The following is a 26223-nucleotide window of genomic DNA, read 5'->3' on the forward strand; positions in this document are numbered from 1 at the left end:
TCCTCCGGATGCCCCTGCTGCTCCGGGGCCCCCAGACGCCCCCCCAAGGTGACCCACATGAAGGGCACCGACCGGGTGTGGAAGAGGGGGCGGACGGCACGGGCGTGGTGGGAGCCTCGAGCGCGTGAAGAGAAGCAGCCCCGCCCGGCACGGTGCCGGTCGCAATGCGGGGCGACGTGAACTCGGAGGAGCAGGCGGCGATGTCCTCGGCCCCCACCCAGGCGATGCGTTCTCCCTCCGGGTCTTCCGGATGGCGTGCACACGCCGGGGGGCCTCTGGCCGCCTCCCCCATCGCAGCGTGCTCGGAGGTGTGGCGTCTCGCCGCCTCCCGTCCGGTGAGGTCCCCCCTACCGCGCGCGCTACCAGGATTCATCCATGAGCAGTGTGCTCGTCATCAACGCCGCGGGTCGGGAGACCCGGGTGGCGCTCGTCGAGGGCGGCCATATCGCGGAGTTCTACCTCGAGCGTAAGAAGGACAAGGGCGTCGTCGGAAACATCTACAAGGGGCGCGTCGTCCGGGTCCTCCCGGGCATGCAGGCGGCCTTTGTCGACATCGGGTTGGAGAAGGCCGCCTTCCTGTATGTCAGCGACGTCGTCTACGACCCGGACTTCGCCCGCGCCCAGTTCGAGCTGACCGAGGGCGAGCACGAGGACGCCCCGGAGGTCCCCACCGAGTCCGAGGCCGACGCCGTCGAGGCCGCCGCCTCCACCGTCCCTGACGCCACGCACGCCCTGCCCGCGGGCGCGGAAGCGTCCCCGGCCCACCCGCAGCCGGTGCTGACCCATGACACCGCGCTGGCCCTGGACGTCCAGGCCCAGGTTGCCCCCCAGGGTGAGTCTCCGGAAGCATCGCCCGAGGCCGTGAAGCCGGCCCCGGACGCCGCCCCGGCTCCGGAAGCCGCCCCGGCTCCGGTGGAGGCCCAGGCTGCCTCCGAGCCCGGCGAGCCCGTGGCCGCCGTGGAGGCCCCGGCCGAAGGCGCCGCGCAGGAGTCCCAGGTCGCGGTGTCCACCGCCGCCGTGGCGGTGCCGCTGTCGGAGAACGGCACGCCCCCGGTGGAGCCCTCCGCGCCGGTGCAGGAGACGCCCGCGGAGAGCGCCACCGCCGCCGCCCTCGCCGAGTCCGGCGCGGCGCCCGCGACGGACGGCGCCGCCGAGCCGCCGCCGCACGCGGCCGCCCTGGGTGAGCTCATCCCCTCCCCCGCCGCCGAGTCCGCGCGTCCCGCCGAGGTCTCCGGCGAGCGCCGCACCCCGCGTGAGGCGCGCGAGGCCCGCGAGCCGCGCAACCGGGAGGGCCGCGAGAAGGACAAGGACAAGCGCCGCCAGGAGCCGCCCCGCCGCGAGAAGCGCGACGAGGAGAAGGAGAAGCCCAAGCAGCGCAAGACGGACAAGATTGAAGACCTGCTGAAGGTGGGCCAGGAGGTGGTGGTCCAGATTTCCAAGGACCCCATCGGGACGAAGGGCGCGCGGCTCACGTCGCACATCTCCATCCCCGGCCGTCACCTGGTGTTCATGCCCACGGTGGACCACGTGGGCATCAGCCGCCGCATCTCCAACGAGAAGGAGCGCCGGCGGCTGCGTGAAATCGTGGACCGGCTGCGGCCGCCCGGCACGGGCTTCATCGTGCGCACCGTGGCGGAGAACGTTCCCCAGGAGAAGCTGGAGAGCGACATCCGGTTCCTCATCGAGGTGTGGAACCAGGTGGTGCGCCGCAACGAGAAGCGCGGCGGACCGGGCCTCCTGCACCCGGACCTGGACCTCATCCTGCGCGCCACGCGCGACCTGTTCGCCCACGACGTGGAGAAGCTCGTCGTGGACGACGCGGAGGAGTACGAGCGCATCCAGGGCTTCGTCACCGCGCAGGACCCGGCGCTGCGCGACCGCGTGGTGCTGCACGAAACGGACGAGCCCGTCTTCGACGCGTACGGCATCGAGCAGGAGCTGCAGCGTGCCACCCAGCGCAAGGTGTGGCTGAAGAGCGGCGGCTACCTCATCATCGACCAGGCGGAGGCGCTCACCGCCATCGACGTCAACTCGGGCCGCTACGTCGGCAAGAAGAGCCTCGAGGAGACCATCACCAAGATCAACGTCGAGGCGGCCAAGGAGATCGTCTACCAGCTCCGGCTGCGCAACATCGGCGGCATCATCATCTGCGACTTCATCGACATGGAGAAGGCGCAGAACCGCGACAAGGTCTTCAAGTCGCTGCAGGAGGCGCTGGGCCGCGACAAGGCCAAGACGAACGTGCTGCGCATCTCCGAGCTGGGCCTGGTGGAGATGACGCGCAAGCGCGTGCGCGAGTCCATTGGCCGCGTGCTGCACGAGGACTGCCCGTACTGCGACGGCAAGGGCTTCGTGAAGACGGCGACCACGGTCGCGTACGAAATCTTCCGGGAGATCCGCCGCGAGGCGCCGGGCTACAAGGACTCCACGCTCGTCATCAACTGCAACGCGGAGGTCGCGCGGCTCCTGCAGGGCGAGGAGCGCAACGAGCTGCGGCACCTGATGGACCGCTACAACAAGTCCATCCAGGTGAAGGCGCAGCAGAACTACCACCGCGAGCAGTACGACATCTACGGCCGGTCGGCCACGGGCCCCGAGCACAAGGTGGCCTCGTCGCCGGGCTCCGGTGACGGCGAGCTGGCCATGCAGCAGCGCCGCCCGGACAGCAACTACGGCGGCCGTCAGGACCAGGGCCGCCGTGGAGGCGGCCGGGACCGCGACCGTGGCGAGCGCGGCGGCGGTGAGAGCCGGGGCGGTGGCGAGAACCGTGGCGGCGGCGAGCGCGGCGGGGAACGCGGAGGCGAGCGCGGCGGCGGAGACCGTCGCGAGGGCCGGCGTCCCGAGCGCGGTGAGCGCGGCGGTGACCGCAACCGGGGCGGCGACCGCGAGCGTCGCGGCGGCGAGGGCCGTGGCGGTGAGCGCGGCGGCGGCGAGAGCCGTGGCGGTGGCGAGCGTGGCGGCGGCGAGAACCGCGGCGGTGAGCGCGGCGGTGGCGAGAACCGCGGCGGCGAGCGTGGGGAGCGGTCCGAGCGCGGCGAGCGCGGGGGCGGCTCCGGTGGTGGCCACAACGGCGGCAATGGCGGCGGTACGCCTCCCGCGGCATCCGGCGGAGGCTCGTCCGAGCCGTCCGGCGGGGGCAGCGAAGCCTGAGTCCCTGACTCCGGTTCGTGAGTGACAACGAAGGCCCGGTGGGTGCGAACCCCGCCGGGCCTTCTGCATTGGAGCGAGCGACAGCGGGCCGGTGTCGGCGAGTGCTTACGCCTCACGCTGTCCGCCCTCCCGCATGGTGACCCGCCAGGCAGGCGAGGTCGTGAATGGGGTGACAACGTCCGCTTCATCGGGGCGGGCGGGCTGGTTCCGCGGGGCCGAGTTTGGCTACGGTGGCACTTCCACACCGGGGGCGTCGTCCACCCCGGGTCCATCTGAATCGCCTGGGATGAACCGCTCGCCTCCGCGCCTTCGCACGCTCCTGGACTCCCTCGCCCTGGCCGCACCGGGCTGGAAGCTCGCCAGGAGGGAGCCGTGAGGCTGGTCCGGAGGCTGTCGTGGCGCGTCCGGCGGCCCCTGGTCCGGGCGCGGGCCTGGGCGCTCCAGACAGCGGCCCGCGTGTGGGCGCCCATCGGGGCCACGTCGGGAGGCCGCTTCGCGGCGGACATCTTCTTCGCGGGGCGCACCGTGGCGCGCGGCTTCATGGGCGAGAACCTGCGCCTGCGCGCCGCCGCGCTCACGTACATCAGCATGTTCTCGCTGGTGCCGCTGCTGACCGTGGGCATCGTGCTGCTGCGCACGCTCCACCAGGAGCAGTTCCAGCGGAAGCTGCGCTTCGTCATCTCCGAGGTGCTGGCGCCGGGGGTCAGCGAGGAGTCCGCCGCCCTGCTCGACCGGTTCCTGCACCCGGGCGACTCCATCGCGGTGGGCAGCGTGGGCTTCCTCGCGGTGCTGCTGTCGGCGGGCTCGCTGCTGCGCCACATCGACGGCGCGGTGAACGAGCTGTGGGGCATCCGGCGCCAGCGCCCATGGCTGACGCGCCTGTCCATCTACGCGGGGCTGCTGCTGCTGGGCCCCATCTTCCTGGCCATCTCCTTCTCGGGCACGGGCCGGGTCCGCGTGCTGCTGCAGACCTACGCACCCTCCGCGCAGCTGTTCATCTCCGTGGGCACCACGCTCATCGCCATGGGCAGCCTGACGCTGCTGTACCTCTGGACGCCCTACGCCCACGTGCGCGTGCGCTCGGCGCTGGCGGGCGGACTGGTGGCGGGCCTGGGGTGGATGCTGGCGAAGCAGGTGTACGCCGAGTTCGCCGCGCGCAGCTTCCTCTACAACCCGCTCTACGCGTCGCTGGGTGCCCTGCCCCTGTTCCTCGCCTGGGTGTACGTGAGCTGGCTGGTGATGCTCTTCGGCGCCCGGCTGTCCTACGCGGTGGAGCACGTCTCCTTCCGGGGCTCCCTCTTCGCCTTCGGCAGCCACCCGCGCGCGCACGAGCTGGTGGGCGCACGCGTCGCCCAGGACGTCACCCTGTGCTGGGTGGATGGGCGCACGCCGCCCCTTCCGCGCGAGCTGGCCACGCGGCTGCGCGTGCCGGAGTCGCTGGTGCACGAAGTGGTGGACCGGCTGGTGGAAGCCCGGCTGCTGGAGCGGGCGCGACGGGGCGGCCTGCGCCCGGCGAAGGACCCCGCGGAGCTCACGCTCGCCGACCTCACGCTCGCGGTGCACGGGGTGATGATCACCGGCGGCCCCGAGACCTGGACGGGCCCCAAGGCTCCGGGCTTCGAACAGTTCGAGCCCCTGTTCCAGGCAGCCGACTGTGCCGGGGTCGACCTGCTGCGCCGCACCCGGTGGCTGGACCTCGTCACGCCGCTGCGCCCGGGGCTGCTCGCCCCGCCCGCCCCCGAGGCCCCCAAGGCAGCGGTCGGTGGCGGAAATCCGTAACGTTTTTAGAGGGTTGGGAGCCCACCCGGCTTGCAAGGAGGAGGTGTTCTGTTATGTATTCGGGACTCGACCACGGGCCAGAGAGCCCTGTCACCAAGGGGTCACGGGGTTTGCGGGAGCGTCCGATGCTCAAGTCCGATCTGATCAACATCCTCGTCGCCAAACGAGGCGTGACCCAGAAGCAGGCGGAGGCGACCATCGAGACGATTTTCGAGTCGATGAAGGACGCCCTCTGCCGCGGGGAGAACATCGAGATTCGCGGGCTTGGCGCCTTCCACGTGAAGAACTACCAGGGCTACCAGGGCCGCAACCCGAAGACGGGCCAGGTCATCCCGGTGAAGCCCAAGCGCGGCCTGCTCTTCCGCACCGGCAAGGAGCTGCGCGACCGGGTCAACCGCCCCGCGCCGCTGCAGGCCCAGTCGGACCTGCCGCCCTCCTCCGAGTTCAAGGGCAGCAGCGGCACCGGCACCCTCTAGGCTTCACCGCCCCACGGCGACCGGCGACAGCCGGCCGATGGGGCGAATCTGCAGGTCCCCGTCCAGCTCGCCGTAGGTGAGCACCGCCACGTCCGGGAACGGGCCTTCGCACAGCTTGCGCAGCGGGCGGCGGATGTCCGGGGCCGTGAGCAGCACCGCCCGGCCCCCGTTGGCGATCTGCCGCACCCCTTCCAGTATCTCCATGATGCGCTCCGGCTCCGGCGCGGGCCCTCGAGGGCTGCTGGCGCGCAGCACCTCCTCCACCTCCGGATCCACGAGGTACGCGTACAGCGGGCCCGTGGGCGCGAACTGGTGGCTCAGGTAGCGGTGCAGGGCCTGGCGGCAGCGCTCGGCCAGGGCGGTGGCGTCCCCTTCGGTGGTGGGCGCCACGAGCGCCTCCAGGATGGCGCGCAGGTCGCGGATGCTCACCTGCTCCTGCACGAGCCGCCGCAGCACGTCCACCAGCAGCGGCAGCGGCACCTTCTGCAGCGCTTCCTTCACCAGCACGGGAGACTGGGCCTCCAGCCCTTCCAGCAGCCCCTGCACTTCCTGAAGCCCCAGCAGCGCGGAGGCGCGCAGGCGCAGCACGGCCCGCAGGTGGTCCGCGATGAGCTCCGACGGCTTGCGCAGCGGCACCTGCGCCAGCTCCAGCCGGGAGCGGGCCCCCTCCCCCACGCGGCTGATGGGCCGTCCACTCGCGGGCTCCACCGCCGCCTCCGCCTGGACCTCCAGGAAGGCCAGCTCGCCAGGAGGAACGAGCGCGTACAGGGCCCCGGGCTGCACCACGCCGCCACCGGCGGGCACTTCGTCCAGGAGGATGCGGTACTCGCCGGGCCCCAGGTAGGCGGCGTGGGTCCGCACCCGGATGCCGGGGATGCGCACGCCCAGCTCGAAGAACAGCTCGTCACGAACGGCGTTCAGCACCGTGTGCACGAAGGCGCCTCCGTCGGCCTCCGCGAGCGGCGTCAGCTGCGCGGACAGGTCCAGCGTGAGCGGCGTCACGCCGACCGGTGCCTTCGCGCTCTCGGGAGGCTTGCCCGCGGCTCCGGCCGGCACCGCCGCCCCGGTAGAGGCCCCGTCCTTCGACTGCGGCTTCTCCGGAGCCTGCCCCTTGCGCCGCAGCGCATACCCAAGCCCTCCGAGGCCCGCCGCCAGGACGAGGAAGGTCAGGTGCGGCATGCCCGGCATCAAGGCCAGCGCGACGCACAGGCCCGCGACGGTGGCCAGCGTGCGGAAGTCGCCGAAGAACTGGGAGCCAATCTCCGTCCCGAGCGAGTCCTCTTCCTTCTCCGACGCCACCCGCGTGACGACGAGGCCCGCGGCCACCGCGATGCACAGTGAGGGAATCTGGGACACGAGCCCGTCGCCAATGGCGATGAGGGCGAAGGTGGCGGCGGCCTCAGAGAACGACTGGCCGTTCTGCAACACGCCGATGAGGGTGCCTCCCAGCAGGTTCACCGCGACGATGACGAGGCCCGCGACGACGTCGCCCTTCACGAACTTCATCGCGCCGTCCATGGCGCCGAACATCTGGGACTCGCGCTCCAGGTCGCGCCGGCGCCGCCGGGCCGCCGTCTGGTCGATGGCGCCCGCGCGCAGGTCCGCGTCAATGGACATCTGCTTGCCGGGCATGGCGTCCAGCGTGAAGCGGGCGGACACCTCCGCGACGCGCTCGGCGCCCTTGGTCACCACCAGCAACTGCACCAGCGTGAGGATGGCGAACACCACCGCGCCCACCACGTAGTCGCCTCGCACGACGAACTCGCCGAAGGCCTGGATGACCTCGCCCGCATGGCCCTCCGAGAGCGCCAGCCGCGTGGACGACACGTTGAGCGACAGTCGGAACAGCGTGGTGAAGAGCAGCAACGTGGGGAACGACGTCACCCGCAGCGCGTCCCTCGCGTTCAGTGCCGCGACCAGGAGCGCCACCGCCGCGGCCAGGTTCACCGCGAGCCCCACGTCGAGGAGCCACGCGGGTAGCGGAATGATGAGCGCCCCCAGCACCGCCGCCATCGCCACCGCGAGCACGACGTCCGAGGACTGACGGGCCTTCAGCAAGACCTTCATGAGTGGGTGCATCACGTCTGTCTCCGTGGACGGTCGTCCGGGTCGCGAAGCTCCATCGCGGTCCGCAGCACGACGGCCGCCGCCTGGTACAGCTCCTCGGGGATGGCCTCTCCGACGTCGAAGTGGATGAGGCTGCGGGCCAGCGGCACGTCCCGGACCACGGGGATGCCCTGCCGGCGCGCCTCTTCCTTGAGCGCGAGCGCGTCCTGCTCGCGACCCTTGGCCACGAGGTAGGGCGCGTCGCATTCGCCCGCGTCGTAGCGGAGCGCGACCGCGATGTGCGTGGGGTTGACGATCACGGCGGTGGCCTTCTGCACCCCGCGTGCCGGACCGCCCTGCGCCAGCTGGCGATGCAGGGCCTTCCGCTGCCCCTTGTGGCGTGGGTCGCCCTCGCTCTCCTTGTGTTCCCGTTTGATTTCTTCACGGGTCATCATCAGCTCGCGCCGGTGTCTGTGCCGGGTGAGCGCGTAGTCCACGGCGCCGCACCCCAGCACCACCCACGCCAGTCGCGTCACCAGCGCCGCCAGCCGGCCGACGAGGAACTCCAGCCCCCGGGTTCCATCGAGCCACGCGGCCCGCAGAGCATCAGGGCCGACTGTCTCCACTTCATTCCAGGCGATGAGGGCCAGCAGCGCCGCCACCAGCAGCGCCTTGCCCATCTCGACCAGCGACCGGACGCTGAAGAGGCGTTTGAGGCCCTCGGTGGGATTGATCCGCTCGAGCTTCGGCGCGGCATGGCGCGCATCCAACTCGAAGCCCACCGTGGCCACGGAGACCACCAGCGATGCCATGAGGGCCCCGCCCAACGCGGGGCCGCACAGCCGCGCGGCGACCCAGGCCCCCTCCTCCCATGCACCCGCGAGGGTCTGCTCCAGCATCAACCTCGCGGTCCAGTCCCTCAGCCGAGCGAAGCTCTCGGGTGCGAACGCGATGAAGCCCAACAGTCCGCCCAGCGTCGCCGCGCTGGAGGACAACATCCGGCTGCGAGGAAGCTGGCCCTTGCGCCTCGCCTCCCGCAGCCGTTTCGCGGTGGGCTGTTCCGTCTTCTCGCCGCTCATCGCGAGACCTCGCCCAGCAGCGCCAGCGCACCCTCGCTCGAAGCCACGCCCGCGAGCAGCCGCTCACACAGAAGCCCCACGCCCAGCCACAACAACGCGCCGCCTCCGAGGATGCGCAGGGGGGCGCCCAGTTCCTGGAGATTCACCTGTGCCGCGGCCCGGGAGGCCATGCCCAGGAAGCAATCCACCGCGAGCGACGCCGCGGCCACCGGCGCTCCCACCGCGAGCCCCGTGGCCATGGCACCGCCCACCATCACCACCACGTGCAGGGCCGATGCTTCCGTGGGCACGAAGGCCCCCAGCCGAACCACGCCAAAGCCTCGCAGCAGGGCCGAGATGACCACCGGGAACAGTGCTCCCGAGACCACCCTCGCCACCAGCAGGTGGTACAGCGCGTCTCCCGTGGCCGACTCGCGGCTCCCTGCCAGCGGCAGGCTCGCCTCCGCGGAGGTCCCTCGGAACAGGTCGATGAAGCGGCCCCCCATCCTCGCCGCATCGAAGGGCAACGCGGACACGAGCCCCACGGAGACACCGTAGGCCAGCTCGCGCACCACGAGTGCCGCCATCACCACCGGCGTCTCCACCGTGCCGCTGAACTCCACGCCCGCTTCGACGTGCAGGAAGAGCGACAGCGCGAGCACCAGGCCCAGGCGGACCGTCGTGGGCGCGGCCTGGCCTCCCAGCAACGGACAGAGGAACGCGATGGGCACCAGCCGGGCCGCGCACAGCGCCACCGCGACAACGTGCGGTCCCAGGCTGATGAGCTGTTCACCCAAGAAGTCCGGGTTCACAGCGCCACCTCCGCGATGAGCATGAGGACCTGCTGGGTGAAGCGCGTGAGCTGACCGGCGATCCACGGCCCCGCGAGCACCAGGGATAGCACCGCCGCGCACAGCTTGGGCACCACCGACAGCGTGCTCTCCTGCAGCTGCGTGGTTGCCTGGAAGAGGCTCATCAGGAAGCCCACCAGCAGGCTCGCGCCGATGGGCGGCAGCGAGGCGACCACCATCAACAGCAGGGCTTCACGCCCCAGGGTGAGCAGGACGTCCTGGGTCACGGTGTCACCGGTAGCCGAGGATGAGTCCCCGCGCGAGCAGGGCCCAGCCATCCACGGCGACGAAGAGGAGGATCTTGAAGGGCAGGCTCACCTGCCCCGGCGACAACGTCTGCATCCCCAACGCGAGCAACACGTTGGCGATGACCATGTCGAGCACCAGGAAGGGCAGGAAGACGATGAAGCCGATCTGGAAGGCCTCCTTCAGCTCGGTGATGACGAAGGCAGGGATGACGACGAACAGGTCCGTCTCCTGCACCTGCTCCGACTCCTCCGGAGGACGCAGCTCGCGGGCCAGGTCCACGAAGCGGGCCCGTTCCTCGGGGCTGCCGTGCTTCGTGAGGAAGCCGCGCAGGGGCTCCGTCACCTGCTTCGCGGCGGAGAGGACCTGCGCTCCAGAGTGCACCTCGTCGTACGCCGCTTGTCCCGCGTCGTACATGCGTTCCATCACCGGCGCCATGATGTGCCCCGTCAGCACCACCGCGAGCCCCGTCAGCACCAGCGTCGGCGGTGCCTGCTGCGTGCCCATCGCCGAGCGGGCCAGGGAGAGCACCACGGCGATCTTCGAGAAGCTCGTCAGCATCAGCACCGCGAACGGCAGCAGCGACAGGAGCGCGAGCATCCCCATCATCGCCAGCGGACTGCCAGCATAGGAGGCCTGAGCCAGGGATGGCTCCGCGGCGAACGCGACCGCGGGAAGGAACACACCACATCCCAATCCGAGGGCCTTCATCCCCCACCCCGCTTCCGGGAAGCACCGCACGTGACCTGGGTCTGTCGCGCACGAGGAAAGAGCACCGTCGGCTCCAGGTCCAGGTCCACCCGAGGCTTCACCGTGGGCCTGGGCATGGCTCCGGGCAGGACCGCCATGGCGCGGGTCTCGTGGATCTCCGCGAAGGTGTCGCCGTAGGCCACGAGGTAGCGCCGTCCCTCCGCCTCCACGAGCGCCAGGCCACAGCGCTGCGAAAGCCCCGCCCGGGAGACGATGCTCAGGGGTGCCGGAGCGGACTCGTCGCCACTCCCAGCCGCGCCTCCCTTGCGATGCAGCACCCAGCCCAGCCCCGCCAGCGCCATCGAGCCGACGAGCAGGCGCGAAGTGCCCACCAGCGACAGACCTCCCAGTGGCGCGAGCGTCGCCAACCCCACCAGCAGGGCTGACGCGAGCAGCAGCCGGCCGCGTGGAGAGAAGGAGGACAGCAGCGTGTTCACCGGTGCACTCACGGCAGCAACGCCAGGATGCGGGCGCCCACTTCGCCTTCGATCTCCACCAACTCCGCACGCGCGACCACGCGGTCGCCCACGCGCAGCAGCACGGGGCTGCTCGCATTCACGTGCAGCGGCAGCAACGTCCCCGGCTTCAGCGCCGCCAGCTCCGACAGGGGCAACAGCAACCGCGTCAGCTCGATCTCCACATCCACCGGGAGCGGCGGCATCGCCTCGCTCCGCTTGTTCGTCGCCATGTCCGACTCCTGTCGGGCCGCGTGCGAATGCACGCTCCCTGTCGAAAAACCGTCCGCGAGAAACTCGCCACGGAGCGCGAAGCCCCGGGTGATCAGCTGTCCCTTTCCCTCCACGCGGCCATCACGGAGACGCACGCCCTCGAAGAGCACGACGTCTCCCGCCGACAGCGCATCCACGGCCGAGGCCTGCAACGGGCTGCGTCCCACGAGGCAGCGCGCGGGCACCGACGCCGCCAGCACCTGCGGCGCGGCGGCGCCTGCTGGCTCCACGGGCAGTTCCTGAAATGCGGTCTGCACGGCACGGGCGGGCAGGAGCACCCTGCCTCCCACCGTCGCGTCCTCCACCGTCGCCGTCAGCAACACCGCGACATAGGGCTGTCTCGGGTCGACTCGCGTCAGCACGTCACTGCGCCGCATCGACACCGCGGACAAACGAGGTCCCAGCCTTCGCACCCATTCGCCGTGCCCGCGCATCGCGGCCAGGGCGGACAGCAGCAGGTACACCAGCGTGGACTCTTCCAGCCGGGTCAGCTCCGCCACGGGAGTGGGCCGCGGTCCCGTCCCTGCCAGCCTCGCCAGCGCCGCGAAGACCAGGGGCACCTCCAGCTCCACGATGGCCGTGCCGCCCACCGCCGACAGCTCCACCAACGCGAACACCATCCCCACCGCCAGCTCGCGCTCCGGCTGGACCGCCGCCGGCACCAGATGCCCCTCCACCTTGACCGCCGCGCCCACGTCCCGCGACAGCGCCGCGCCCACGTCGCGCAGGAGCTCCGCGCCCCACCGCCCCACCTGGGGCCGCTGTCCCAGCACCAGGTGGGCACGCGTCAGCCGGCGTGCCCCCGGGCGGAACGGACGCGTGGGCCTCTTCGCGACGCTGGGGGATCTGACTGGACTCGTCGTTTGCATCCGGCACTCCGAGACGGCGATGGACACACGTCCCCTGTGCATGGCCGTGGCCAGGGGGACGTCTCGTGGAATCAGGGTGTTGGCGGGGGGTAGAGGTCCGTCATCGGGATGCGGCGTTCCCGGTTCGGGATGGCCCTCCCCGCACCGGGCCGCTCAGCGCAGGGCTTCGCGGATGCGCCGCTCCGCCAGGGCGGTCAGGACCGGTGCGGCCTCCGCCTGCGATGCGGTCACTTCCCATTGGGGAAACCGGCTCCGGTGGTACGGCGGAAGCCCACGCAAGGCTTCCTGGCGCAAGGCTTCGGGAGCCGCCTCCAGGAAGAGGGCCAGCCGGTTCGCGGCGTCCGCCCGCTCGCCGAACTCCACCGATACCTTGGCCTGTCGCTGCGCGGAGGGCATGGCGGCGAAGCGCTCCAGATGGCGCAGCGCCCTTCCCGCTTCGGCGTCCACCAGACCGCCCAGCAGCTCCGCGGCACGCTCCCGCGCCAGGACGCAGACGACCAGCGCGATGCGCTCCAGGGGCAGGGACAGCGCAGGCAGCGTGACATCCGCCACCGTGGCCCGTGGTGCTTCCTTGCGCGATGGCAGGAGCTTCCGGGCCATGCGCATCGCCCGTCCCACGCGTGTGGCTTCCATGGCGTGCTCAGGCCAGCTTGCGCGTGGGGCCCGGTGTCACCACCGGCCGCGCGGGCGTGGGCGGAGCAGGCGGGGCCGCCGGAGGCTGCTCCGCGAGGGCCTGGAAGTGCCTCCAGCGCAGCGTCGTCCAGACGAGCGCGCCGGACAGTCCTGTCACCAACACGCCCAGCAGGGCGAGCACCACCCGCAGCCTCAGCGGCACGGGTCCACCCTTCGGGGACGGGGCCTCCACGTGCGTCGTCACCTCATCCACCAGCAGCGACACCGCCTCCGGTGACAGCCCTTCCACGCCTCCCGCGATGAGCTCGCGCAGCGTGTCCGCCGACTTGCGCACGCGCGTCGCGCCGCCGGGCGCCGCTCGCAGCATGGCCGAGGCCTTCGATGGCGTCTGGGCCTGACCGGGCCTCGGCGGAGGGGGAACCACCAGGTGCACCCGCGCCAGCAGCACACCGTCCACCGTCTGGAGTGTCTTCTCCAGCTCGCGCTCCATTCCCCGGACGCGGCAGACCTGTTCCTCCAGCGGCGAGCGCACGAGCCCGCTCCCGCCGAACACGTCGCAGCCCGTCTCCGCGGCGAGCCGGGGCAGACCCAGCTCCGCCAGGATGCGCACCGCGTCCGAGGACTGCGCGTCCGTCACCTCGATGGCCCAGGTGGGCTTCTTGCCCGGCTCGGGCACCTTGCGCGCGTCGAGCCCCCGCTCGACGAGCACCGTCTGCAGCTCGTTGGCCTGACGCTCGTCGAGGCCGTGCTGGATGCGCTCCCGGCACGCGGAGGCGCCCAGGAGCAGGAGGAAACAGAGACAACGAAGGGGAGCGGAACGCATGGAAGGAAGGACTCCTCACACCTGGGTCTGGAGGACCTGCTTGACGCCGCCGGTGGCCTTCTCGACGACCTTGCCGGCGAGATCGAGCTCCTGACTGGCGCGGTAGACGTGGGCCTGGAGCGCGAGCAACTCCGAGGGACTGAACGTGCGGCCGGACTCGGCGAGCTTCAGGATGTGGTCCAGCCGCTGCTGCGCCTGTCCCACCCGGTCCAGCACCTCCACCGCCTGCTGACTCCGCGCCGCCTGGACCGAATCCACGCGGGCGCCCGGCTTCACCTCCGCGCAGCCCGCCTTCGCCCGCTCCACGCCGTCCGCTCGCGCCGTGCCGGCGGTGGCCTCGGTGGGCGTCCGCACCGGCTTCGGCGGCCCCTCCGTCGTCACCGGCACGGGACGCGACGCGGGCTCGCGCACGCCTTCCAGCACCTTGCCGAAGGCCTCCCTGCCGGACTCCACCGCGGGCGAAGGGCCCGCGCCGCCCACGGCTCCCAACTTGTCGATGGCCATCGCGAACGCGCCTCAGCGGATGTTGTTGATGGCGGCCTTCGCCGAGTCGTGGCGGACCTTCATGATGTTGGAGATGGCGTTGTGCTCGCGGCTCTCCTTCTGCATCTCGTTCTGGAGCGCCACATAGGCCATGTTGAACTTCTGGCCGTCCGCGGCCATCAGCTTCTGCGCCTCCAGCAGGTCCCACGCCTCCCCCTGCCCCGTCGCCGCGGCCCCCGTCCCGGCCATCGCCCCGGCCGTGCTCGCACGCGCCGACATCGCGCTGGCGCCACCCGTCGCGGACACCGACGACACCGCTTCGGCCGGCACCGCCGCGGACACCGTGCCGGCCAGCGAGGACACCACCGCGCTGGAGATGGCGCCCGACGGCAGCATGCCGCCCACGAGCCCCGCGCCCGTGCGCACCACCTCGCGCGCCGCTCGCGCCAACGTGGGGCCGAACTCCGTCTTCGGCGTCTGGCGCTCGATGGACGGGGCGATGCTCAACGACGGGATGCGACGGTCTTCCAAGGGGTGCCTCCGGCAGGGATTCGCCGGGGCTGCCTTCCACCGTCCGTGCCAGGGCCCAACCCCTTGAAACGACAGGGGCGCGCTCCGCCGCTTCCGCGTCAGGCGTCTCGGGTGGGCGAGAGCCGGGTCCACGGCGCGGGACGGCAAAGCAAAACCCGAAAACTTGCCTCCGCGCCAACCTGCTTCACAGTTGTCGCGTCCTGTCGCACTTGAAGGTGAGCACTCCGATGATGACCCCCTCCAACGGCCCCCGTCCGAACGAGCGCGAGCGCTACCACCCGCGCGTCGAAGCGCGTCTCCAGGTGAAGGTGCTCCTGTCGGGCCGCACCGTGACGGCGCAGGCGCGCGACATCTCCATGAATGGCCTGTTCCTCCAGGCCCACCCGGCGGACTCGCAGCGCGCGCTCACCATCGCCCTGCCGCTGCCGGGCGACCGCGAGCTCGTCACCATGTGCACCATCCGCCGCCGGGAAGTGGACGGCGTCGCGCTGGAGTTCGGCGAGCTGGACTGGGACGACCTCATCGCCCTGGCCCGCTTCCTCCATCCGCACCTGCCGTAGAGGCCTTCCGGTGGAGCGTCAGTCCGCGGCCGCGCGGGCCGCGCGCAGGCGCTCCACCAGGTCCATCAGCTCCGCGCCCCGGAAGGGCTTGTGGATGTAGCCGTCCGCGCCCGCCTGCGTCGCGCTCTCCACGTCCGCCTTCTTCGCCTTCGCGGTGAGCATGTAGAGCGGAACCTTCGCCGTGACCGGGTCGCTCTTCAGGATGCGGCACACGGAGACGCCGTCCAGCTGCGGCAGCACCACGTCCATCAGGATGAGGTGGAAGGTCCGGTCGCGGGCCAGCTTCAGGCCTTCAATGCCGTTGGCCGCGCACACCACGTCCACCGCGCCGTCGCTCAACATGGAGCGCACCAGCTCGCGGATGACGGGCTCGTCCTCGACGAGGAGGATGTGGAAGGGTGCCTGCGCGTTGCCAGCCATGGTTCCTCGGGGCCCCTCGTAGGCTATTGCCCTGGCGACGTCCAGCGAAGCGACGCCTCCCGGCAGCCCCTCTGTACGAAAGCGGGCCCCCCTCGGTTTTCCCGAGGGCGGGGGTCGCTCCAGCCCCGCCTAGATTTCAGCGACGCCGTCGCGCTCCGCCCAGCCCTCCAGGCCGTTGGGCAGGCGGATGCGCACGTACTTCCCCGTCTCCTCCAGGAGCTGGACCTTCAGGCCGGCGTGCACCTCGAAGAGGGAGCGTCCCTCCGAGCGGGGCAGCTCCCGCGCCACCAGGGTGGGCGACAGCACCACGGCCTCATGCACGTTCTGGTGCACCCAGATGTGCGCACCCAGGAGCAGCGCCGCCGGCACCGCCGCCGTGAGGCAGAGGCCCGCCACCACCGCCACCACCGTGCGCCGCAGCGCGGGGAAGAGGCGCCGGAAGAGCAGCAGCGCGAAGCCCACCAGCCACGCGACGAAGAAGACCCAGGCCACCGCCGCGCCATCCGTCGCCGCCGCCAGCCGGGGGAGGAAGGCTTCGTCCGCGGTGGCGCCCACCACCTTGTCCACCTGCCGCGCCCGCGCCAGGGCCAGGTTGGCCTCCAGGTCCGCGGCGTGTCCGCCCTGCTTCCGGGCCTGCTCCAGCGCCAGCACCGCGCGGCCCAGGTCGCCCCGGGCCAGGTGCGTGGTGCCCAGGTTGTAGAGCACGTCCGGCCCGCCGAAGCCGTGGGCGATGAGCTTCTCGTAGTGGGCCTGGGCGGTGGCGTAGTCCTCGCGCCCGTACGCGTCGTTGGCCTGCTGGAAGACGGCCTCCGCTTCCTCGGCGGTGTAGTAGCCCTGCGTCGCCGCGTCGCTCATGCGGTCCAGCCTTCCATCACCGCCGCCGCGGTCGCCAGCACCTTGCGCCGCTCGCCCGGCTCCACCCCGCCGCCGTAGCGGCCCAGGTCACACGCCTCCAGCACGAAGAGCACGCGCGCGCGCCGCTCCGCGTCCACGCCCGCCGCCGCCAGCTTCTCCCCGAGCGCCTCGCGCGTCAGCCCGCCCACGGGGAAGCCGAGCTGCGCCTCCAGGAAGCCCACCATCGCCTTCTCCACCTCCACGTAGAAGGCCCCCGCGTCCGCGCCCGCCTTGAGCTTCTCCGCCTCCGCCAGCCGCTTGCGCGCGGCCTTCGCCTGCTGACGGCCCTTGCCCGCTTCCGAGCGGGTGGCCAGCCGGCCGCGCATGCCGCCGATGAACGCCACGCCCGCGAGCAGGCCCAGCGGCGCCAGCACGCCCGCGATGAAGAAGGGCCGCATCCACACGGGCTGCGTCGGTCCCACGAAGTGGGCCTGGGCGCGCACCGGCCGCAGGCCGCCCGTGGTGAGCACGTTCTTCTGCTCGTTGGCCGCGTCCGCCACCTGCGAGGGCGTCATCGTCGACGGCAGCGAGGACACCCCGCCCGCGCCCGCCTCCACGGTGATGGTGACGGGGTCCGTGCGCGCCGTCTCGTACTGGCGCCGCGAGGGGTCGAAGTACGGGAAGCGCAGCTCCGGCAGCGTGAACGTGCCCGTGCGCTGCGGCATCACCAGGTACTCCACCACGCGGCGGCCCTGGATGCGGTTGCGGTTGGGCGTGAGCCGGTCCGTCGTCGTCGGCTCGTAGATTTTCAGCGCGGCCGGGCCGGTGAGCTTCGGCGGGGTGACGTTCTTCACGTTGCCCTGCCCCTCCAGGATGACCTTCACCGTGATGGGCTGCCCCAGCTCCACGCGCGTCTGCGACACGTCCAGCGACATGCGCCACGCGCCCACGTTCGCGTTGGACATGTTCGGCGGCGCACCGGACGGCAGCGGCCGCACCTTCACCTTCAGGCCATTGGAGACGCGGTGCACGCGGTGGCCCGCGAAGAGGAAGCCCGTGGTGATGTCCGCTTCCGCGGGGGTGATGAGCAGCGTGCCGGACTTCACCGGGAACAGCGCGCGGCGGCGCAGGAGGTAGGCGCGGTACGGGATGCCATCCACGACCTTCTGCTCGCCGGTGAGCTGCGTGGGGCTCTCCACCTCCTCCGTCCAGAAGCCCTCCAGCTTGGGCATCGTCACCGCGTCCACGCTGGACAGGTCCACGCGCGAGTAGATGTAGAGCGACAGCGTGGCCTGCTCGCCCACGTAGAGGTCGTCCCGGTCCAGGCTCGCGCGCAGGAACAGGTCCGAGTCCCCGCGCGGAATCACCGGCTCGTCGTCGTTGAGGTCCGAGTCGTCGTCCCCGAACGGATCCGGCATGTTGCGGAAGTTGCGGAATGGATCCGGCAGGTTCGGCCGGCCGCCCTGCTGCGCCTGGGGCGCACCGCCCGCGTGGCCCTCGCGCACGGTGAGCTGCACGGCGTCCGTGCGGTACGTGCGGCCCCCCGCGGTCAGCGTCGCGGGCGGAATCGTGAGCCTGCCCGCGCGCAGCGGGCGCATGAGCAGCTCGTGGCGGGTGATGTCCTGGATGACGGCGGGGCCGCCACCGGACAGCGAGATGGAGCGCTGGCTGCCGCGCGACGAGGAGAGCACCTCGAAGTCGTTGGACTCGGGCAGGCGCACCTGGGCGTTGGACGGCGCGTCCACCACCACCACGGTGAGCTTGAAGGTGTCGTTGGTGCCCACCTCGGTGCGGTCCACCGTCTGGTAGAACTCGATGTCCGCCGCCCACGCCGGCGCCGTGGCCAGGAGGGCGAGCACGGCGAGCAGCGCCGTGCGCCCGCTACCAGTCCTTCTCATTGGGCTTCCTCTGCTTCTTCTTCTGCTGGAAACGCCAGAGCTGGAGATTCTTCTCGTTCTGCTTCATCGCATCCAGCAGGCGCTCGGCTTCCTGCCGGTCGACGTCGCCCGGCGAACTTCCGCCGTCGCGCGGGTTCGATTCCGTCTCCTCCTCGCCCTCGCTGCCGCCGTCCGTGCCGCCATCGCGCGAGTCGCCTTCGCCCTCGTCCTGGCCTCCGTCGGCGCCGCCATCCGCGCCGCCGTCGCCCTTCTGGTTCGGATCCTGCTGCCCGCCATCCGAGCCGCCATCCGCACCGCCATCACCGGGCCCGGCATCACCACCGCCGCCATCCGCGCCGCCGTCCTGACCGCCATCCGGCGCACCGCCGTCCGCGCCGCCGTCAGCGCCACCATCCGGACCGCCGTCCTGGCCTCCGTCCTGAGGGGTGCCGCCGTCGCCCTTCTGCCCGCCGTCCTCGCCCGCGTCCGGACGTCCGCCGTCGTTGCCGCCGTCCTGGCCTCCGTCCGTGCCGCCATCCGGGCCGTTCTGGGGTGGCGGCAGGTTGCGCAGCACCACCTCGTAGTTGTGCCGGGCCAGCGGATCCGTGGGGTCCAGCGTGAGCGCCTTGCGGTAGGACTTCAGCGCCTCCGTGCGGTCGCCCGCCGTGGCCGCGAGGTTGCCCAGGTTGTACCAGCTCTTCTGCGCCAGGTCGGGCTGGCGCGTGGACTCCGCCACCTGCTTGAACGCCTCGCGCGCTTCCGCCGAGCGGCCCAGCTTCGCCAGCGCGTCCGCGCGGTTGAACTCCACCGTCGGATCATTGGGCCGCTCCTTCTTCGCGGCCTCGAAGTCGCGGAGCGCGTCCTCGTAGCGCCCCGCCGCGTAGGCCTCGCGCCCACGCTGCACCAGCGGGTGGTCCTTCTCCAGCGGCCCCACCGCCCACGCGGGCCCCGGCAGCGCCAGCAGTCCCGCCAGGCCCACCGCCACCGCGCGCGCCGCACGCCGCCGCATCGAATGCGCGCTCATGCGGTCCTCCGGCGCGAGGGGATGAGCGTCATGCCCAGCACCAGCAGCACCAGCCCGGGGATGGCGAACAGCTGGAAGCGCTCGTCGTAGCGGACCGTCACGCGGCTCTCCAGCTCGCTCTTCTGGAGCTGGTCGATGCGCTCCACCACCTGCCCCATCGCCACGCCGTTGGGCTGGTAGAAGAAGGCGCCGCCCGTGGCGTCCGCGATGGCCGTGAGCCCCGCCCGGTCCAGGCGCGTGATGACCGTGTCGCCGTTGGAGTCCTTCTTGTAGTCCACGAACTCGCCGCGCCGGTCGTAGACGGGGATGGGCTCACCGGAGTCCGAGCCCACGCCCACCGCGAGCACCTGGATGCGCGCGTCCTTGAGCGCCTCCGTGGCCTCGCGCACCTCGCCCGTGAGGTCCTCGCCGTCCGACAGCAGCACCACCACGCGCTCCTTGGAGCCCCGGTCCGCGTTGTCCAGCACCTGCTTGGCCAGCTTCAGCGCCGCGCCCACGTTGGTGCCGCCCTGGGGCATCACGTCCGGATCCACCGCGCGCAGGAACAGCTTCACCGCCGAGTAGTCCGACGTGAGCGGCGACTGCACGAACGCGTCCCCGGCGAACACCACCAGGCCCGCGCGGTCGCCCTTCAGTTCATCCAGCAGCGTGTTGAGCTCCAGCCGCGCGCGGTCCAGCCGGCTGGGCTGCACGTCGCGCGCGAGCATGGACTTGGACGCGTCCAGCGCCACCACCACGTCGATGCCCCGGCGCTTCGTCAGCTCGCTCTTCGTGCCGCACTGGGGCTGCGCGAGCGCGAGCCCGAACAGCATCAGCCCCAGGCCATACAGGCTGCCCTGCACCGCCGGCCGCCACACGGACACGCCGGGCGCGAGCGTCGCCACGTGGCGCTCCGCGATGAGCGCCGACAGCCGCGTCCTGCGGCCCAGCGCCTTGAGCAGCGCGAGCAGCCCCAGCAGCACGCCCACCAGCGCGAGCCCCAGGAACAGCGGCTGCGCCAGCCCCACCTGATAGCCCAGGAACGTGAAGCGCAAGGCCTCCAGCGTGGGCATCATGGGAACACCCGCAGGAAGGTGGCGCGCAGCAGCAGCTCCAGCGCGGCGAGCCCGAAGGCCACCAGCAGGAACGGGTGGAAGTTCTCCTTGTAGGTGGCGCTGGCGCCGCCCTCCATCAGCTTCGAGCGCTCCAGCGCGTCCAGCACCTTCTGCAGGCCCTGCTTGAGGCCTTCGGGGTCGGTGGCGCGGTAGTACTCGCCGCCGGTGCGGTCCGCGATGTCCTGCATCAGCTCCGGGTTGATGGGGATCTCCGTCTCGCGCCACACGGTGTTGCCGAACAGGTCCGTGCCCTGCGGGAAGGGCACCTTGCCGCCCTTGCCCACGAGGATGGTGTAGATGGGGATGTGGAGCGACGCGGCCATGTTCGCCGCGTCCAGCGGGGAAATCTTGCCGGCGTTGTTGTCGCCGTCGGTGATGAGCACCACCACCCGGCTCTTCGCCTCGGAGTCGCGCAGGCGGTTGAGCGACGTGGCGATGGCGTCACCAATGGCCGTGCCGTCCTCCAGCACGCGGGTGCGCAGCTGCTTGAGCACTTCCTTGAGCACGCCGTAGTCCAGCGTCAGCGGCGACTGCGTGTACGCGGCGCCGGAGAACACCACCAGGCCCAGGCGGTCGTTCACGCGGCCGGTGATGAAGTCCGCGAGCACTTCCTTCGCCACGTTGAGGCGGTTCTGCGGACGGAAGTCACCGGCCTCCATGGACGTGGACAGGTCCAGCGCCACCACGATGTCGATGCCCTCCACCGACAAGTCCCTCACGCGCGAGTCGCGCGACTGCGGCCGGGCGATGGCCACCACCGCGGCAATCACCGCCGCCGCGCGCAGCAGGGGGAGCAGCGGCAGGAGGTACGTGCGGAAGCCCCGGCCGCCCTTCGCGAAGACGTGCGCGGCGGAGAAGCGCAGCGTGGCGCGGCGCTTGCGCTCCCAGAGGGCGAGCACGAGCAGCAGCGGCGCCAGCAGCAGGGCCCAGAGCGCCTCCGGGTTATTGAACGCGAGGTCCGGGGGCAGCATCGGGCTTGGGGGGAGCGGGAGGGACGTACGTTTTGGCGAGCAGGTCGTAGCCGAAGGCCAGCGCCTGGTTGCAGGACTCGGGGGACGCGTCGGCGCGGGCGTACTTCACCATGTCCGACTCGGAGACGAAGCGCATCAGCGCGTCCTCCGGCAGGCCCGGCGTGGGCAGCCGGCGCAGGGACGCCATCAGTTCGGACGACGTGCACTCCAGGGCCTCGAAGCCGTAGCGCTCGCCCAGGTAGCCGCGCACGATTTCGGAGAGGCGGAAATAGAAGTCCTTCGCGTGGCCCCGGCCGGGCAGGTCCTCGCGCTTGAGCGCATCCAACGACTGGCGCACGCGCACGTCCAGGGGCAGCAGCGGAACGACCTTGTCGTGCTTCGGGCGGCGCTGCCACCAGCGCACCAGCAGCCAGGCCAGCAGCCCCACCACCAGCGCCGCCGCCAGCGCGTAGAGCAGCGTCCACGAACGGATGGGCACTTCCTGCGGGGGCTGGTAGTCGAACAGCTCCGCGCCCTGCCCCTGCGCGTCCGGCGGCAGCGTGGAGGCCACCTCCACCGGCTTGCCCTTGAGCACGAACCGGCGAGGCCCTTCCGGCGTCGCCACGTCGAAGGTGAGGTCGGGCAGCTGCACGCTGCCCAGCTCGAACGCGGAGAAGCGCAGGCCGAACGTCGTGGTCGCGTCGTTCGCGTTGTCCTGGCGCTGCCGCGTCTGCTGGAGCAACTCCACCGGGCTCTCACCCGTGGGCGCCACCAGTTCGTAGCGCTGATCCTTCGGGTGCGTGAGCGTCACCTGGTAGGTGAAGGGCTCGCCGATGTGCACCGCTTCCGGCTCCACCCGCGCGGACGCGCCCGTGGGCGACACCTGCTCCAATGCGACAGGTGCCTTGGGCGCGGCGGGGGCCTGGGCCCAGGCGGCGGGCGCGCTGACCAGGAGGACGGCCGCGAGGACGAGCGCGTGTCTCATGCCGCCATCCTCCGGGCCCGCGCGCGGAAGAAGTTCGCCAGCGCCTTGCCGTGGTCGTCCCCGGCGCGCAGCTCCACGTGGTCCAGCTCCAGCTTCTTGAACAGCTTGCGGCGCTCATCGCGCTGGGCCTGCATGGCGCGCATGAACTTGCCGCGCACGGCGGTGGAGCTGGTGTCCACGACGAAGCGCTCGCCCGTCTCCGGGTCCTCCATCTCCACCAGGCCGTGGGCGGGGAAGCGCTGCTCCAGTGGGTCCTCGATGACCACCGGCACCAGGTCGTGGCGGCGGCCCACCAGGCGCAGGGGCTTCTCGTAGCCCGTGGCCATGAAGTCCGACACGAGGAACGTCACGGCCTTCCGCTTGGACACCTGCGTCAGGTACGTGAGCCCCGCGGACAGGTCCGTGCCGTGGCCCTTGGGCTTGAAGGTGAGGATGTCGCTCACCAGCCGCAGCACGTGCATGCGGCCCTTGCGCGGCGGGACGACCTTCTCCACCCGGTCCGAGAAGAGGATGAGCCCCACGCGGTCGTTGTTCGCGATGGCGCTGAAGGCGATCTGCGCGGCGACCTCCGCGGCGACCTCCGCCTTGGTGCGGTCCTTGGAGCCGAACTCGTTGGAGGCGGACACGTCCACCAGGAGCATCACCGTGAGCTCGCGCTCCTCGGTGAAGACCTTGATGAAGGCCTCGTTCATGCGCGCGGTGACGTTCCAGTCGATGAAGCGGATCTCGTCGCCGGGCTGGTACTGGCGCACCTCGGAGAAGGCCATGCCGCGGCCCTTGAACACCGAGTGGTACTGGCCGGCCAGCATGTCGGAGACCACCTTGCGGGTGCGGATCTCCAGCTTGCGGATGCGGCGGATGAGGTCCTTGGGCAGCACGGGCGCGCTCTTACCGGGGCCTTCTCAGGGGACTTCCACGCGGTCGAAGACGCGCTGGATGATCTTCTCCTGGGTGAGCTCCTCGGCCTCCGCCTCGTAGGTCATCGCGATGCGGTGGCGGAGCACGTCGAAGGCGATGGCCTTCACGTCCTCCGGGGTGACGAAGCCGCGGTGGCGCAGGAACGCGTGCGCGCGGGCCGCCTGGGCCAGCGAGATGGTGGCGCGCGGCGAGGCCCCGAACTGGATGTAGTCCGCCAGGTCCTTGAGGCCGTAGCGCGCGGGCTCGCGCGTGGCGAACACCACGTTGAGGATGTACTCCTTCACCTTCTCGTCCATGTAGATGCTGTGGACGAGCTCGCGGGCGCGCACCAGGTGCTCCAGCGCGATGACCCGCTGGGCCTTGGGCGACGAGCCGCCGGACATCCGGTCCATGATGACCTTCTCCTCATCACGGGTCGGGTAGCCCACCTTCACCTTGAGCATGAAGCGGTCCACCTGCGCTTCGGGGAGGGGGTAGGTGCCCTCCTGCTCGATGGGGTTCTGGGTGGCCAGCACGAGGAACGGCGAGGGCAGGCCGAAGGTCTGGTCGCCGATGGTGACCTGGCGCTCGGCCATGGCCTCCAGGAGGGCGGACTGGACCTTGGCGGGGGCGCGGTTGATTTCGTCCGCGAGGACGATGTTCGCGAAGATGGGCCCCTTGCGGACGGTGAAGGCGGCCGTCTGCTGGTTGTAGATCATCGTGCCGACGAGGTCCGCCGGCAGGAGGTCTGGGGTGAACTGCACGCGCATGAAGGTGGCGCTGAGCGAGTCCGCCACGGTGCGCACGGTCAGCGTCTTGGCGAGTCCGGGCACGCCCTCCAGGAGGACGTGGCCGTTGCACAAGAGGCCGATGAGGATGCGTTCGAGCATGTACCGCTGCCCGACGATGACCTTGCCGGTCTCCTGGTTGAGGGCCTCGACGAAGCTGCTTTCCTGCTGCACGCGTTCGGTGAGCGCGCGGATGTCGGTGTTCATGTCCCCTCTGTCGGCCTGGGCGGCGGGCAGCCTAGGGTTCCCGGGCGTCCGGCTCAACACCGCTGTAAGCCAGACATTCCGTCAAGCCGCCCTGTCCCGTAAAGGGTCATCCTCAATGTCCCGCCCTCCCCCGCCCCGCCGCTCCGCCCTCCCCCCTCGCTGGGACGCCGCCGGCCGCCCCGGCGCCCCGGGCGCCACGCCCCCCGTGGGCCCGGTGGAGACGGGGCTTCTGGCCCAATTGGCCCCCGCCGTGGTGCCCCAGGTGCACTGGCTGCCCGGGGGCGGCGCGGTGCGGATCCTCGAGGGGGGCCCCGGCTCCGGGGACGGCGCGCCTTCCACCGTCGTCTTCCTCCACGGGCGTGGGAACGCGGCGACCCACTGGTTCCCGTACCTGACAGTGCTGGCCCGGCACCACCAAGTGCTGGCCCTGGACCTGCCCGGCTTCGGACAGTCCACCCCGGCGGAGGTGCGCGTTCGGTCGGCGGAGGACGCGGTGCGCTTCTTCACCGGGCCGGTGGAGGAGGCCCTGGGGATGCTGGCGCCGGGGCCGGTGTCGGTGGTCGGCCACTCGCTGGGCGGACTGGTGGCGCTGGAGCTGGCGCTGCGAGGCACGGTGCCGGTGGAGCGGCTGGTGCTGGTGGACGCGATGGGGCTGGGGCCGGAAATGCCTCGGGCCTCGCGGCTCTTCTTCCGCGCGGGGCCGGAGCGGCTGGCGCGAAATCTGGGCCCCTGGGCGATGGCGAGGATGCTGCCGCCCCCGCCGACGCCGCTGGGAGAGAAGCTGGGACAGCTGGGCTACGAGCTGCTGAGCGTGCCCGGCGGAAGGCCCGAAGCCGCGCAGGCCTTCAACGCGCTGGTGCCGCTGACGGGCCCGGTGTTCCACCGCCGCGAACGGCTGGGCGAGGTGAAGGTCCCCGTGCTGCTCGTCTGGGGCGAGCGCGACGAGACGCTGCCCGTCTCCCTGGCGGACGAGGCCGCGCGCGGGCTTCCCCAGGCCCGCGTGCTGCGCGTGGACTGTGGACACAGTCCGCAGTTGGAGCATCCCGAGCGCGTGCTCCCCGAGCTGAAGGCCTTCCTGAACGCGGAGCGCTCCGGTCCGTGAGCGGGCGCGGCGTCCCCGGCGTCACCTGAACCGGGTACAGTCCTCCGCCGTGCCGAAAGACTTCCTCGACTTGGAGGCGACGCCGGAGCGGCTGCATGCGCTGGCGGACGCCGGAATCCTGGCCCCGGACGCGTACGGGCGCGCGCTGCACCTGGCGGTCGCCACGCCCGCGCGGCCCGCGTGGCGCGCGTTCCTGTCCACGACGCTGATGGCGCTGGGCTCGCTGCTGGTGCTGGCGGGCGTGGTGTACTTCTTCGCCTTCAACTGGGCGGAGCTGGGGCGCTTCTCGAAGCTGGGCCTCGTGTCGCTGGGCATCGCCGGCGCGGCGGTGGGCGCATGGCGGCTGGGCGAGCGGCCCGCGGGACAGTTCGCGCTGCTCGCGGCCGCGGTGCTGGTGGGGCCGCTGCTCGCCGTGTACGGGCAGGCGTACCAGACGGGCGCGGATCCGTATGAGCTGTTCATCGGCTGGGGCGTGCTCATCCTGCCGTGGGTGGCGCTGGCGCGCTTCACGCCGCTGTGGATGCTCCAGCTCGTGCTCGTCAACACGGGCGTCATCCTCTTCTGGGGCCAGCGCATGGCGCGCTTCGGCTCGCATGAGGAGCAGCTGGCGCTGGTGCTGGGGCTGCTCAACGGGTTCGCCTGGGCCACCTACGAGCACTTCGCCCACCGGAAGGTGTCCTGGCTCCGGGGGCGGTGGATGCCCCGCGTGCTGTCACTCATGGCGCTGGGTCCGCTGGTGGGCCTGGGCATCCTGTTCATCGTCAGCAGGTACGACCGCTCGCTCGTCGTCGGCGTGTCGCTGCCGCTGGTGATGGGGGGGCTGGTGGCCATCTACGCCCTGCACCGGCACCTGCACGGCGAGCTGTTCCTGCTCACCGTGGGCGCGGTGTGCGTCATCACGCTGGTCACCACGGCGGTGGGCTACTTCCTCATGGAGGTGACGCACGCCGAGGAGCTGACCCTCTTCATCCTGCCCCTGGTGCTCATTGGAGAAGTGGGCCTGGCGGTGTACTGGCTGCGCCACGAGTCGCAGGCCACGGGCGTTTCGGAGGAGACCTGAGC

The 26223-nt window shown here is 71.5% G+C and carries 26 protein-coding genes; 6 read left to right on the plus strand and 20 right to left on the minus strand.

The window, feature by feature from the left end:
• The first annotated feature begins 375 nt into the window (after positions 1-375).
• The 3 genes from NR792_RS17340 (at position 376) to NR792_RS17350 (ending at position 5405) form a co-directional block, all read left to right on the plus strand.
• A complete protein-coding gene (locus NR792_RS17340) occupies positions 376-3150 on the plus strand; it encodes an Rne/Rng family ribonuclease (protein ID WP_375761135.1) in 2775 nt (924 codons plus the stop codon).
• A gap of 390 nt (positions 3151-3540) precedes the next feature.
• Entirely contained in the window at positions 3541-4929 is a 1389-nt protein-coding gene (locus NR792_RS17345; RefSeq protein ID WP_375761638.1) for a YhjD/YihY/BrkB family envelope integrity protein, read from the plus strand.
• Positions 4930-5054: 125 nt separating this feature from the next.
• Positions 5055-5405, plus strand: a complete 351-nt coding sequence (locus tag NR792_RS17350) for an HU family DNA-binding protein (RefSeq protein ID WP_043321998.1) — start codon at positions 5055-5057, stop codon at positions 5403-5405.
• A gap of 3 nt (positions 5406-5408) precedes the next feature.
• Here NR792_RS17350 and NR792_RS17355 read toward each other — a convergent pair whose 3' ends face one another.
• From NR792_RS17355 to NR792_RS17405, 11 genes are all read right to left on the minus strand, one after another.
• A complete protein-coding gene (locus NR792_RS17355; protein WP_375761136.1) occupies positions 5409-7484 on the minus strand; it encodes a flagellar biosynthesis protein FlhA in 2076 nt (691 codons plus the stop codon).
• On the minus strand, positions 7484-8530 hold the full coding sequence (locus NR792_RS17360) for a flagellar biosynthesis protein FlhB (protein WP_375761137.1): 1047 nt from the start codon (positions 8528-8530) through the stop codon (positions 7484-7486). The genes NR792_RS17355 and NR792_RS17360 overlap by 1 nt, the downstream gene beginning before the upstream one ends.
• Positions 8527-9321 (minus strand): EscT/YscT/HrcT family type III secretion system export apparatus protein, encoded by a 795-nt coding sequence (locus tag NR792_RS17365; protein WP_375761138.1) that lies wholly within the window; start codon positions 9319-9321, stop codon positions 8527-8529. Before NR792_RS17365 ends, NR792_RS17360 begins: the two co-directional genes overlap by 4 nt.
• Positions 9318-9587, minus strand: coding sequence for a flagellar biosynthetic protein FliQ (locus NR792_RS17370; protein WP_120523294.1), 270 nt, complete (start codon positions 9585-9587; stop codon positions 9318-9320). The genes NR792_RS17365 and NR792_RS17370 overlap by 4 nt, the downstream gene beginning before the upstream one ends.
• A 4-nt stretch (positions 9588-9591) precedes the next feature.
• Entirely contained in the window at positions 9592-10317 is a 726-nt protein-coding gene (gene sctR / locus NR792_RS17375) for a type III secretion system export apparatus subunit SctR (protein ID WP_375761139.1), read from the minus strand.
• Positions 10314-10805, minus strand: a complete 492-nt coding sequence (locus tag NR792_RS17380; protein ID WP_375761140.1) for a hypothetical protein — start codon at positions 10803-10805, stop codon at positions 10314-10316. Before NR792_RS17380 ends, sctR begins: the two co-directional genes overlap by 4 nt.
• Entirely contained in the window at positions 10802-11857 is a 1056-nt protein-coding gene (gene sctQ / locus NR792_RS17385) for a type III secretion system cytoplasmic ring protein SctQ (protein ID WP_375761141.1), read from the minus strand. Before sctQ ends, NR792_RS17380 begins: the two co-directional genes overlap by 4 nt.
• Before the next feature lie 249 nt (positions 11858-12106).
• On the minus strand, positions 12107-12586 hold the full coding sequence (locus NR792_RS17390) for a hypothetical protein (protein WP_375761142.1): 480 nt from the start codon (positions 12584-12586) through the stop codon (positions 12107-12109).
• A 7-nt stretch (positions 12587-12593) separates the two neighbouring features.
• A complete protein-coding gene (locus tag NR792_RS17395; protein ID WP_375761143.1) occupies positions 12594-13409 on the minus strand; it encodes a flagellar M-ring protein FliF in 816 nt (271 codons plus the stop codon).
• 15 nt (positions 13410-13424) lie between these two features.
• The gene (locus tag NR792_RS17400) at positions 13425-13913 is read right to left on the minus strand and encodes an ATP-dependent helicase HrpB (RefSeq protein WP_375761144.1); all 489 of its coding nucleotides are present in this window, start codon (positions 13911-13913) and stop codon (positions 13425-13427) included.
• A gap of 12 nt (positions 13914-13925) precedes the next feature.
• Positions 13926-14423, minus strand: coding sequence for a hypothetical protein (locus tag NR792_RS17405; protein ID WP_375761145.1), 498 nt, complete (start codon positions 14421-14423; stop codon positions 13926-13928).
• Positions 14424-14650: 227 nt separating this feature from the next.
• On the opposite strand from NR792_RS17405, the gene NR792_RS17410 reads away from it, so the two are divergent.
• On the plus strand, positions 14651-14983 hold the full coding sequence (locus NR792_RS17410; protein ID WP_120523302.1) for a PilZ domain-containing protein: 333 nt from the start codon (positions 14651-14653) through the stop codon (positions 14981-14983).
• A gap of 18 nt (positions 14984-15001) precedes the next feature.
• Here the strand turns inward: NR792_RS17410 and NR792_RS17415 are convergent, their stop codons facing one another.
• The 9 genes from NR792_RS17415 to NR792_RS17455 form a co-directional block, all read right to left on the minus strand.
• A complete protein-coding gene (locus NR792_RS17415; protein WP_375761146.1) occupies positions 15002-15403 on the minus strand; it encodes a response regulator in 402 nt (133 codons plus the stop codon).
• A gap of 129 nt (positions 15404-15532) precedes the next feature.
• The gene (locus NR792_RS17420) at positions 15533-16258 is read right to left on the minus strand and encodes an SH3 domain-containing protein (RefSeq protein WP_375761147.1); all 726 of its coding nucleotides are present in this window, start codon (positions 16256-16258) and stop codon (positions 15533-15535) included.
• Positions 16255-18135: a BatD family protein gene (locus NR792_RS17425; RefSeq protein WP_375761148.1), complete on the minus strand. Its 1881-nt coding sequence runs from the start codon at positions 18133-18135 to the stop codon at positions 16255-16257. Before NR792_RS17425 ends, NR792_RS17420 begins: the two co-directional genes overlap by 4 nt.
• Positions 18119-19138, minus strand: a complete 1020-nt coding sequence (locus NR792_RS17430; RefSeq protein ID WP_375761149.1) for a tetratricopeptide repeat protein — start codon at positions 19136-19138, stop codon at positions 18119-18121. Before NR792_RS17430 ends, NR792_RS17425 begins: the two co-directional genes overlap by 17 nt.
• The gene (locus NR792_RS17435; protein WP_375761639.1) at positions 19135-20190 is read right to left on the minus strand and encodes a VWA domain-containing protein; all 1056 of its coding nucleotides are present in this window, start codon (positions 20188-20190) and stop codon (positions 19135-19137) included. Before NR792_RS17435 ends, NR792_RS17430 begins: the two co-directional genes overlap by 4 nt.
• Positions 20190-21203, minus strand: coding sequence for a VWA domain-containing protein (locus NR792_RS17440; protein WP_375761150.1), 1014 nt, complete (start codon positions 21201-21203; stop codon positions 20190-20192). The genes NR792_RS17435 and NR792_RS17440 overlap by 1 nt, the downstream gene beginning before the upstream one ends.
• The gene (locus NR792_RS17445) at positions 21175-22167 is read right to left on the minus strand and encodes a hypothetical protein (RefSeq protein ID WP_375761151.1); all 993 of its coding nucleotides are present in this window, start codon (positions 22165-22167) and stop codon (positions 21175-21177) included. The genes NR792_RS17440 and NR792_RS17445 overlap by 29 nt, the downstream gene beginning before the upstream one ends.
• Positions 22164-23045, minus strand: coding sequence for a DUF58 domain-containing protein (locus NR792_RS17450; RefSeq protein WP_375761152.1), 882 nt, complete (start codon positions 23043-23045; stop codon positions 22164-22166). Before NR792_RS17450 ends, NR792_RS17445 begins: the two co-directional genes overlap by 4 nt.
• A 24-nt stretch (positions 23046-23069) precedes the next feature.
• On the minus strand, positions 23070-24059 hold the full coding sequence (locus tag NR792_RS17455; protein ID WP_375761153.1) for an AAA family ATPase: 990 nt from the start codon (positions 24057-24059) through the stop codon (positions 23070-23072).
• 115 nt (positions 24060-24174) lie between these two features.
• On the opposite strand from NR792_RS17455, the gene NR792_RS17460 reads away from it, so the two are divergent.
• Both NR792_RS17460 and NR792_RS17465 read left to right on the plus strand, forming a co-directional pair.
• The gene (locus NR792_RS17460) at positions 24175-25161 is read left to right on the plus strand and encodes an alpha/beta fold hydrolase (RefSeq protein ID WP_375761154.1); all 987 of its coding nucleotides are present in this window, start codon (positions 24175-24177) and stop codon (positions 25159-25161) included.
• Between the two features lie 49 nt (positions 25162-25210).
• Complete coding sequence (locus tag NR792_RS17465; protein WP_375761155.1) at positions 25211-26221, plus strand: DUF2157 domain-containing protein; 1011 nt, start codon at positions 25211-25213, stop codon at positions 26219-26221.
• The last annotated feature ends 2 nt before the right edge of the window (positions 26222-26223 follow it).

Source organism: Corallococcus exercitus (genome assembly GCF_042231735.1).
Lineage (GTDB): Bacteria > Myxococcota > Myxococcia > Myxococcales > Myxococcaceae > Corallococcus > Corallococcus exercitus_B.